This window comes from Deltaproteobacteria bacterium (genome assembly GCA_016183235.1).
GTDB lineage: Bacteria > UBA10199 > UBA10199 > DSSB01 > JACPFA01 > JACPFA01.
This window is the reverse complement of the sequence record JACPFA010000028.1, coordinates 24,244-34,623: the sequence shown is the minus strand read 5'-3', so window position 1 is coordinate 34,623 and position 10,380 is coordinate 24,244. Positions and strand designations below refer to the sequence as shown.

General features: G+C 46.7%; 6 protein-coding genes. 1 reads left to right on the top strand and 5 read right to left on the bottom strand.

The annotated features are described in order from the left end of the window. Window positions 1-623 precede the first annotated feature (623 nt). Window positions 624-3,749 carry a thrombospondin type 3 repeat-containing protein gene (locus HYU97_07415; protein ID MBI2336571.1) on the bottom strand — a complete coding sequence of 1,042 codons (3,126 nt, stop codon included), beginning with the start codon at window positions 3,747-3,749 and terminating at the stop codon, window positions 624-626. Between the two features lie 1,907 nt (window positions 3,750-5,656). On the opposite strand from HYU97_07415, the gene HYU97_07410 reads away from it, so the two are divergent. Next, the gene (locus HYU97_07410) at window positions 5,657-6,625 is read left to right on the top strand and encodes an OmpA family protein (protein MBI2336570.1); all 969 of its coding nucleotides are present in this window, start codon (window positions 5,657-5,659) and stop codon (window positions 6,623-6,625) included. A gap of 44 nt (window positions 6,626-6,669) precedes the next feature. Here HYU97_07410 and HYU97_07405 read toward each other — a convergent pair whose 3' ends face one another. Genes HYU97_07405 through dprA form a run of 4 tightly spaced genes read right to left on the bottom strand, consistent with a single transcriptional unit; the run spans window position 6,670 to window position 10,361 of the window. Further along, complete coding sequence (locus HYU97_07405) at window positions 6,670-6,921, bottom strand: type II toxin-antitoxin system RelE/ParE family toxin (GenBank protein ID MBI2336569.1); 252 nt, start codon at window positions 6,919-6,921, stop codon at window positions 6,670-6,672. Continuing rightward, window positions 6,911-7,129, bottom strand: a complete 219-nt coding sequence (locus tag HYU97_07400; protein MBI2336568.1) for a ribbon-helix-helix protein, CopG family — start codon at window positions 7,127-7,129, stop codon at window positions 6,911-6,913. Before HYU97_07400 ends, HYU97_07405 begins: the two co-directional genes overlap by 11 nt. A gap of 47 nt (window positions 7,130-7,176) precedes the next feature. After that, window positions 7,177-9,429, bottom strand: a complete 2,253-nt coding sequence (gene topA / locus HYU97_07395) for a type I DNA topoisomerase (GenBank protein ID MBI2336567.1) — start codon at window positions 9,427-9,429, stop codon at window positions 7,177-7,179. Continuing rightward, window positions 9,426-10,361: a DNA-protecting protein DprA gene (dprA, locus tag HYU97_07390; GenBank protein ID MBI2336566.1), complete on the bottom strand. Its 936-nt coding sequence runs from the start codon at window positions 10,359-10,361 to the stop codon at window positions 9,426-9,428. Before dprA ends, topA begins: the two co-directional genes overlap by 4 nt. Window positions 10,362-10,380 lie beyond the last annotated feature (19 nt).

Here is a 10,380-nt window from a genome sequence, read left to right as displayed (position 1 = left end):
TTGTTGCAACAAACCATTTTGTTGCACTCTCTTATTGGGCTAACCAGCGCCCGGTGGCAAGTGCTGAGGTCATCCATATCTTCTCATGGGGCTAGCCGGCATGGAATCCTTCCGCGTTCCCGCCCAGAGGCGGGCCTCGGCGCATCCTCGCCGGCTAGCCCACATGGGGACCCCGCCGCTTCCGCGATGGGTCGGCGAAACCACCTCACCTTCAAAGTCACTTCACTCTCTTTTTATATTTCTCAAATATTTGCAGAGATATGAAAAGTTTTACTGAAGTGGGCTAAAGGGTAATTTGAGAACTTTTAGCACAGAAGTGAAGCCGTAGGAGGTTCAAAAAATCCTATTATTTTTTTGAATTAGAGGATGACGAAGGAATACTCTAATTCAATAAAAATAAAGGATTTTTTGGACCGAGTAGGCTTCACGGGTGCGAGTTCTCAAATTACCCTTTAGCCCACTTCAGTAAAACTTTTTAGATGCAACAATTTGCATATGAATTGAAGAATAAAATGGAAGATTCGGATGATATAAGGAAGGCGTTAGATAAATGAAAGCCCCTGATCTGAACTAGAGCCAAATACAGGGGCTTTCTAGGGGTATGGGGTTTAGGGAAATTAAACTTATGACACCCTTTTATATGTTTTGTTTTTAAAACGCAACATAAATGTTGCAATCAAACCAAGAACGCAAGATATAAAGTAAAAGTTTAATGCATTGTGTCTATCTACTTGATTAACAATGGAACATCCTCCACCACCCTGAATAAACATGTCGGGAGGTAAGGTTTCAAAAAGCGGATCCGGCTCAATCTTGGGTGTTGGAGTTGGAATTATTCCGGTCCCCGGGGTTGGATCACACGCATTACCTATTCCATCACCATCGGCATCGGCTTGATCGGCATTAGGAATCAATCGACAATTATCGACGGGCCCGGCCAGGGTACCATCGGGGATGGTATCGTTATCGGAATCGGTGTCTTGAAAATCAGGCATGCCATCTTGATCGGTATCAACAGGCGGCGTGTCGATGTTGTCATCACCGGCTTCTTCATCATCGGGATAACTATCGTTATCAGAATCAGGGTCGCGCCAATCGCCTATGCCGTCATCATCGGTATCCACTGGTGGCGTGGTTAAATCGGCATCGCCGGCTTCATCATCATCGGCAATGCTATCGTCATCGGTATCTAAATCAAGATAGTCAGGAGTACCATCACCCTCGGTATCAACGCTGGGTGCATCTTCATCTAAATTACAAATCGTATCGGCATCGCTATCGGGCGCGTCGGGCGTGCAATTGCCAGCCTGATCATCACAAGCGTCACCAATGCCATCGCCATCCGAATCGGTTTGATCGGGGTTAAATACAATGCGACAATTATCAACTGGATTTTCACCATCACCATCGGGAATCCCATCATCGTCGGAATCGGTGTCTTGAAAATCAGGCAAACCATCGTCATCGGTATCAACTGGGTTGGTCGGGTCTGGCCCTGCTTCTTCTTCATCGGGTATACCGTCATTATCCGAATCAGGGTCGCGCCAATCGCCAATACCGTCGCCATCGGTATCTACCGGTGGTGTAGCCTTATCATCGTCTCCGGCTTCTACAATATCAGGAATGGTGTCATTGTCGGTATCGAGATCTTTAAAATCAGGTTCGCCATCGGTATCGGTATCGACATCCGGCGCATCTTCGTGAAGGTCGCAAATATTATCGGCATCGGTATCCGGCGAATCGGCGTTACAACTCTCGGGCCCAATGTTGCAGGTATTGGTGGGGTCGTTAGGGCAATCATCACACGCATCGCCAATGCCATCTAAATCTCCATCTTCTTGGCCGGGGTTTGGAACCTCTTTACAATTATCGATGTCATCGGGCACCCCATCACCGTCTCCATCGACGAACGGGGTTGGAGTGGGAGTTGCCGTAGGCGTGGGAATGGGGGTCTCACAAAGATCGCCAATGCCATTAATGGGGTTTTGATCGAGTTGATCGGGGTTGCCAACGTCTACACAATTATCGCACACATCCCCTATTCCATCACCATCGCCATCTTCTTGGCCAGGGTTTGGTGTGGTAGGGCAATTGTCTTCTGAATCGGTAATGCCATCACCATCGCTATCGGGCAAGGTGGTGGCATCGTCGCGGTTTGAATAATTGGAATTACCCGCTGGGCTAAAGGCACGCACACGGTAACAATAAGTCGTGTTAGGAAGCAGGCCTTGATCTTGATATTGCGTGGTACCGGCAGCCAGCTGTGCGATTTGTTCAAAGACCGCATTAATATCATTTAAACAATTAGCATCATCCGAACGCTCTAAGCGAAAGCCTTGTTCATCATCACTGGCATCATTCCAGGTCACATTGATTTCGCTAATAGAAGCAGTTTCAGCTACTAAATTCAAAGGGGCATCGGGTGGAACCGTTGGTTCACTCGTTGGCGTAGGAGTCGGTTCGACCGTCGGCGTTGCTGTAGCTGTTGGTGTTGGCTCAGCCGTTGGGGTTGGTTGAGGAAAAGTAAGATTGGGTGGCGCCGTTGGGGTTGGAATGGGATTAGGCGTTGGCGAAGGGCCACTATGCATGGTTAAAGTATTGGCAAATTCCGAAGTATTGCCATTAGCCGCTATGGTAATAATTGAAATTTTATCGCCCACGGCACGGCCATTGAGCAATACGGAAAAAGCTGCATAACCATCGTCACCCGCTTGATTGGGAACCGGGGCCTCTTTTAAAAATTCTTTGCCTTCCCCGTGGGTGTCTTGATCATTAGGGGCCACTAAATAAATTTGAATCTTCGTACCTGGCACCCCACGCCCTTGAATAAAAAAACTATTGGGATTAGCGGCATTAATATTCACCGGCACCGATCGCAGCATCGTAGGAAAATGCACCCATTCATTAGGGCCATTATTATTAGCTTGGTTTTCGGTAACCCCGTTGGCACCTAAATCAATGCCTAGACCATCGTTGCGGGCAATCGAATTGCGACTGATGCGATTACCCATGCTATTATTGCCGGCCACCCCTACACCAATGTTGTTAAAATAAATCCAATTCTTTTTGTTGTCGTTATTGCCCCCAACTTCATTGTCTGACGCCCCATCGGTAAAGAGAATCCCACGGCCACCATTGCCTAAGTCTTGAAAAGCTGGGTTAGTCCCAATGTAATTTTTGCTAAAATGATTACGATCCCCGCTGACCAAAAACCCATCTACATCATTACCCGCTACAATATTTTCATAAATTTGATTATCATTGCCGGTTACTAAAATCCCAACCCCATTAGGCTCTTTGCCTTGGCCTGGTGACCAACCAATACGATTAAGAGTAATTTCGTTAAAATTGGACTCCACCAAAATCGCAGTAGGCGCCCCAATAAAAACAAAATTTTGTATATGGGTATGGTCTTTTTGAATCTTTAAAGCAGCTTCGGCCCCGCCTAAATCAGACCCATTGAATGTGATCTCCATATCTTCACGGCCAATGAGGGTAATTTTACCCTGGCAATTGGCAGGGATCACCAAGGGGCTATCGAGATGAATGGTTTTACTATCGGGAAAGTCGGGCGACCAAATCCCAAAATCAATGGTGTCATCACCGGCGGTTTCGTTACAGGCACTATGAATGACGGTGCGCAGGCTACCATTGCCATGGTCATTGTTATTAACCACATGAAAGGTTTCAGCCTGGGCACTGGCCGCAAGGGCCAAAAAGGCCAAAACGAAATAAATAATCTTCTTCATGCCTTGACCCCTTATTGATTTGAATAACCCCCCAAACACATTACCTAATTTCACAATATTATAGATTTGACCTGTTTGCTGCGTGCTCGACACCCCCCAAAATAAGTTGCTTGGTAATTAATGAATTCCTCTGTCATTGCGAGGCAAGCCTGCCGAAGCAATCTCTTCTGCCTAAGCGGTGGGATTGCCACCCCGGCTCGGGGGCCGGGGCAGGCTTAGGGCTCGCAATGACATTTATTTATTTGCGCAACCTTTACCGCAATACCACGATAGCCTGGCTAGAATTTTTAATGAAAATTTATTCTTTAAGGCAGGGGGGCCTGGAAAAACGACCAAGTTAAAATAAAGAGGCTTTTATGGTTGAACCTACTATTAATTGTCCTGCCGATCAGATTTGGATTCATCTCTTTCAACAGTGTGTCGAACGCCCGGTTGATATTACCCCACCCAGAGATTTGAGTGTTCCGAAAGATAATGCCGGCCTGCTGCCCGATGATGCACGCATCCCCGCCATATTAGCCACTGGCAGTGCCTTCAGTACTTATGATGATTTTATTAGATTTCAACTGGCACTAGCTTACTTTAACGGTCGCCAAGGTGGCCCAGAAGGTTCCGAATTTTCCACTAATTTTAATAGCTTTAATGAAGGTTGGGATTACAAGCAAATTGCAGCCCGTTTTGGAGCGGCCTTCCGCGTCACAGGTACTGATGATCATCTATTAAACTTTCGAATCGCCCCTGAACTTGAAGCCCTATTTCAACAAGGCAACGAAAATACTTTTGGCGCCTCTAAATGGGCCGTCTTAATCAATGGGGCATTAATTTTAGAATGGACTAAGGCCCTTCCCTACTTTTTTAATCAAGTTGCCGTTCGCGGTGGCGTTGGTGGGGGACGAGTCGTAACGATCACCGATGGAGCGCTATTGCATGATCTGTCAGATGGAGATGGGGTGGCGTTGGTAAGAAGTTATGGCGCAGCTTTTGACGTTGTACGCATTCCTGTGGGTGATGAACAAGCCATTGTCTTGGCTGCAGAAATTAAACATTCCATCTTTGGAAACGATTTAACGGTTGCCGATTTGATGGCCGGTGGTGCCTTGAGATTAGATTGGGATTTCCAAGGTAAAACTACCTACCTCCCCTACGGAGTTGAACGTTGTGATGCTCAAAAACAAAGGATGGACAGGATACAACGTGAAAACAGGACCTTCCGTACTGAGATTACTGAACTCACGGGCAATTTTGATAAGTTCCATCAACTACTCACCGATGCCCCTGAATTAAGCCCCGAGGAAAAAGCCGCAATTACGGCTGCATTCAAGGCCATTAACCCCAACCTCGACATTGAACATATCAAAGACCTCTTAGACCCCACCAAGATGCGTGATGTGAATCGCAGCATTTACAAAGTGGTCTTAGAATCTCAGGCTCGTGAAATAGAAGCGGCCATGATTAAAGAAGCTCAAGATGCAGGCAGAGATGAGCAAGATATTAATGAAAATGTTCGCCCAACAATTGCTAGCCGTTTGGCAGCCCTCCGCTTAGATACGGCAGGCATCGATGCAAGAGTGGTAGAGCGTTTCCCCGATGACTATAATTTCTGGGCCCTTTATCCTGACCCCTATCGCACCAATCTCAACAAAGCAACCTGCCGCGATGTCGATGACACTTACAGCCGCTTAACCGGTGAACACAGTCAATTATCAACGAATAAAGAGCAGATCATTCGCAAATTAGAATTGTTGGCCCTCATCTTCGGCCGAGTGGAAAAGAGTGAACGGGTGGTGCGTGGAGCAGCCTATAGTTTCGCCAACGTACGGTTCCAAGTCAACCGACCCGATGGTAAAACCCCCCAAATTTTCGATGATACTTTTAATCGTTTAAAAGCTGAGCGCACAGATCTCAACATGGCCTCTCTTAAAAAAGATGGTCGTGAAGATCGTGCTGCTCTGTCTGCCTTTACGGCAGCCATCAATAGTGATCTCAATGATCATTGGACAGAATACATCGAAGCTTCAACCCAGCTTAAACGTATGCATGCCTATGTAGAAAAAGTGCGGGCAGGCACACTGAGTTTCCCAGTAGCACTTGATGGCAAACTCGATGCAGAGGGCAAAAAGACTGCTAAGGCCTTCATGACCGCTTTTGGTGGCGTTTACGGAAATCTCGCCGCAGAATTCGTTAACCAAACCCACACAGCCGAAGTCTTTTCAGGTAAACTCTCCCCAGATCCTGCTAGTCCTTTAACCGCCGAAGAACTTGAAGAAATCAAAACAAAAGGCATTGTGATTCGTGCCCATACCAGTGGCGAAGCCAATGCCGTGCACAACCTGCACCTCTCTGCTCGCCGAGCCATTGCTGCAAAACTTTATTTAATGGCTCAAGGCATCCCCGCTGATCGCATTAAGATCTATGCCTTTGGCGAACTCATGCCTCGCTTTGCCGAAGTGGGTAATAAGAAAACCAAGGACTACTTCCGCGAACTCAATCGCCGCATTGAATATTATTTTGATGACGGTTCGGTGCCACAATTCAACATCGCCCCCGCCAGCATTGGCGGAGGCGCTGAAGCAGCCCCAGATGTGCCAGAAGGGACAGATGCAGAAGACGCACCCCGTGACACCCGCACCCCTGCACAAAAGGCCATGGCACAAGCCAATCGTGCCTTTCAATTAGCCACTCAGGCAGAAAAAACCTTAGCCAGCAATAAGCCTGCCGCCCTACGTTTAGCCGATCGAGCCATTGCTGCGGCACAAGCTGTTATTACCGCCAATAAAGACCCAGATGCAACAACCAAGGCTGATGAAGCTTTAACCAAGGCTCAAGCCGCTAAAGCAAAGGCTGAAGCACCAGCTGAAGCGCCTGTGCCAGACTAAACGACTGACGCCTCTGACTTGCTTTTGGTAAGTAGAATTGCCCCCTATCGATAAACATCCTTGCGGTTTGCAATCCGTAAAACCCAAACATGATCATCCATGACTGAATAGATCACTCGGTAATCTCCTACTCGCAACTTTCTTAGACCTGCAAGCCTACCATGCAACATTGGACAGAGAAGTGGATTATTCCTTAGTTGACTTTCAATTTTTTTAACAATGCGAAGCTGCTCTGACTTGTCTAGTCGTTCTAGATCTTTCTCTACCGAACTTTTGTAGTATATTTTATAGACCAAGTTTCTTTTTAAACTCTTTACTGGGAATGAGGCGATCATGTGGATCACGGAGACGTTCAAGCGCAATCTGCAAATCTGCACAATCTTCCATGTATTCTTCTAAAGCACGCTGCACATGGTAAGAGCGGCTACGTTCTGTGTTATTAGCCAACTTTGCCAACCAATTTGCCATTTTTTTTGGAATCCGAACGGATACAGCTACGCTCATGTATTCAAATGTAAACAATGTATACAAAAATTGCAAGAGTAAATAATCTAGGAGTTTTGTTTTTCTTCATACCCGCATTCTTTTTTATAGCACACGAACTTTTGCCCATCGCGCTTGCTAAATTTGGCTAGCAAAAAGGGCGCTTGGCATTGGGGGCAGGGCTTGTCTTTGACGGGTTTATCCCACAAGGCAAATTTGCAATTGGGGTAGCCGGTGCAACCATAAAAAGGTTTGCCACGTTTGGTGCGACGCTCCGACAATGGCTTGCCACAGTCGGGGCACGCAACCCCCATGCTGATGGCCTTGGTACTTTTACAATCGGGATATTTGGAGCAGGCCAAAAATTGCCCAAAGCGGCCGCGCTTTACCACCATGGGGCTACCACATTTTTCACAAACCTCATCGGTGGTGGGAGTTGCTTGCACCGCAATACCCCCATCGTCTTTGCGTTTGATCTCTTTGGTAGACTTGCAATCGGGGTAACCCACGCAGGCTAAAAATTCCCCATGCCGCCCCCATTTTACCACCATGGGCTTGCCACATTTTTCACAAGAATACTCCGTGGCAATCTCTTGTTTCTTGATATTTTTCATGTTGGTTTTGGCAAGGCTCAAGGTCTTTGCAAAGGGTTGATAAAACTCGTGCAACGTTGCCACCCACTGGCGTTTGCCTTCTTCGATTTCGTCTAGTTTATCTTCCATCTGGGCGGTGAATTTTACATCGAGGATTTCAGGGAAACTGCCCACCAACAATTCATTAACAATTTTACCCAACTGAGTGGGGTGAAATTTATTTTCTAATTTTTCACAATATTTTTTATCAACTAAGGTGCTTAAAATCGCCGCATAAGTAGAAGGCCGGCCAATGCCTAATTCTTCTAAGGTTTTTACCAAACTTGCCTCGGTGAAGCACGGTGGGGGTTGGGTAAAATGTTGCTCGCCGGTCAAATCATTTAATTTTAACTGCTCGCCTTCTTTTAAATCAGGCAGGCGTTTGCCTTCTTCATCTTCGTCTTCTGCGTTGGCCTCGTCACGACCTTCTAAATAAATTTCAATAAACCCAGAAAATTTTAAAATAGACCCCGTGGCACGAAAGGCATAAGGCCCGGCTTCAATATCAAAAGTGGTTTGATCGTAAATTGCGGCGGCCATTTGGCAGGCCACCGTGCGTTTCCAAATTAATTCATACAAACGAAACAAATCTTTTTTTAATAAGGCCTTTACCCGTTCGGGTGGCAAATCCATGGAGGTGGGGCGAATGCACTCGTGGGCATCTTGAATAGCTTTTTTGGTTTTATAAATTCTTGCAGTCTCAGGGAGAAATTCTTTGCCGTATTGCTTAACAATATAACCAGCTATACTCTGCAAGGCCTCGGCCCCGATCCGCGTTGAATCGGTACGCATATAAGTGATCAGCCCTGCCACTTCGCCGTCTTCTAGCTCCACCCCCTCGTAGAGCATTTGTGCCAACTGCATGGTGCGTTTGGCTGAATAGCCCAATTTACGGGCGGCCTCTTGTTGCAAGGTACTGGTGATAAAAGGTGGGGCCGGGTTGCGGCGCCGTTCTTTTTTGACAATTTGTTTTAAAACAAAATTTTGTTGGCTGATTTTTGATTTTAAGTCTTCAACTTCTGGCCCAGTTGCAAGCTTAGCCTCTTTTTGGTTAATTTTAATCAGTTTGGCTTGAAAGGCTGGAGGAATGGAACCTTCTAATAGGGCATGCAACGACCAATATTCTTCAGCCTTAAAACTTTGCACTTCGGTTTCGCGTTCGCACACAATCCGCAACGCCACCGATTGCACCCGCCCGGCCGATAAACCTCGCTGCACCTTTTCCCACAACAAGGGGCTAATTTTATAACCCACCAATCTGTCTAAAATGCGCCGCGCTTGTTGGGCATTAAAAAGATTTTCATCGATTTGCTTGGGATGGGCAATAGAATCTAAAACCGTTTTTTTAGTAATTTCGTTAAACAACACCCGATGCACGGGGACTTTAGCCGATTTAATACTTTGGGCAAGGTGATAGGCAATGGCCTCCCCTTCTCGGTCAGGGTCGGTTGCCAAATAAACCGAATCGCTGCTCTTCGCTAATTTTTTGATTTCTTCGATAATGGGTTTTTTGCCTTTAATGATCACATAGGTTGGTTGAAAATCTTTTTCAACCTCTACCCCAAGCTTGGTGGGCGGCAAATCCAGCACGTGCCCCACTGAGGCCTTGACTACATAATTTCGCCCTAAATATTTGCCAATACTTTTGGCCTTGGCAGGCGATTCAACAATGACTAATGCTTTGGTCATAATATGGCTCCCCCGCCTGCGCGGAGGATGACATTTGTCCTTACAAAAAATTTACCTGGCAACTCTTCAACCATGCCAGCTAGGGTCGCTTCGCTTAATAGAGCCATAACACGATTCGGCGGCTCATGACTCATTGTGATTATTTTGTCAATATGAATAGGTTCGGCAGTTAAGAAAGTTAAGACACGGGAGATGGCTCCGATATCATGGGTCCCTGCCTTCGCAGGGATGACAATGCCGGGATGACGTGGGTGGGCAAAAGTTTTTTCGAATTTCAAAATTTTAAACATTTCTTCAACATCATATAAAAGGTGCGCCCCATCTTCAATCAACCGATGCCCGCCTAAATTTTTTTGCATGCTAATAGGACCTGGCACTACAAAAACCGCGCGATCATAATCGGCTGCAAAGCCTGCCGTAATCAGGGCCCCACTTTTTTCGGGTGCTTCAACTACAATAACTGCATCGCTGAGCCCTGCAATAATCCGATTGCGTGCTGGGAAATGACTGGCGTAAATCGGACTACCTGGAGCAAATTCGGATACTAGCAACCCCTCACGTTTCACTCGTGTATACAAAGCTTCATTTTGTTGGGGATAAACAACATCCACCGGGCACCCCAACACCCCAATGGTTTTCAATCCATGGTCTAACGCAGCTTGCTGGGCAACAGCATCGATTCCCATGGCCATGCCACTGACAATGGTCGGATGCCAAGGTTTCATTTGTTGAATCAAACGACGGGTGATCGAGACTGCATAATGGCTAGCGCGGCGCGTACCCACGACTGCAATCATGGGTCGACCTTGCAAAAGTTGCAGATCACCTAACAGATATAAATTTTTGGGATGACCGGATAAGGGTAGTAACCTAGCCGGGTAATGAGAATGCCCCGGCGTCACCACTAGAATTTTCTTGAGGGGATGGGCCATGCGTGTTTGTGGAGTAGCA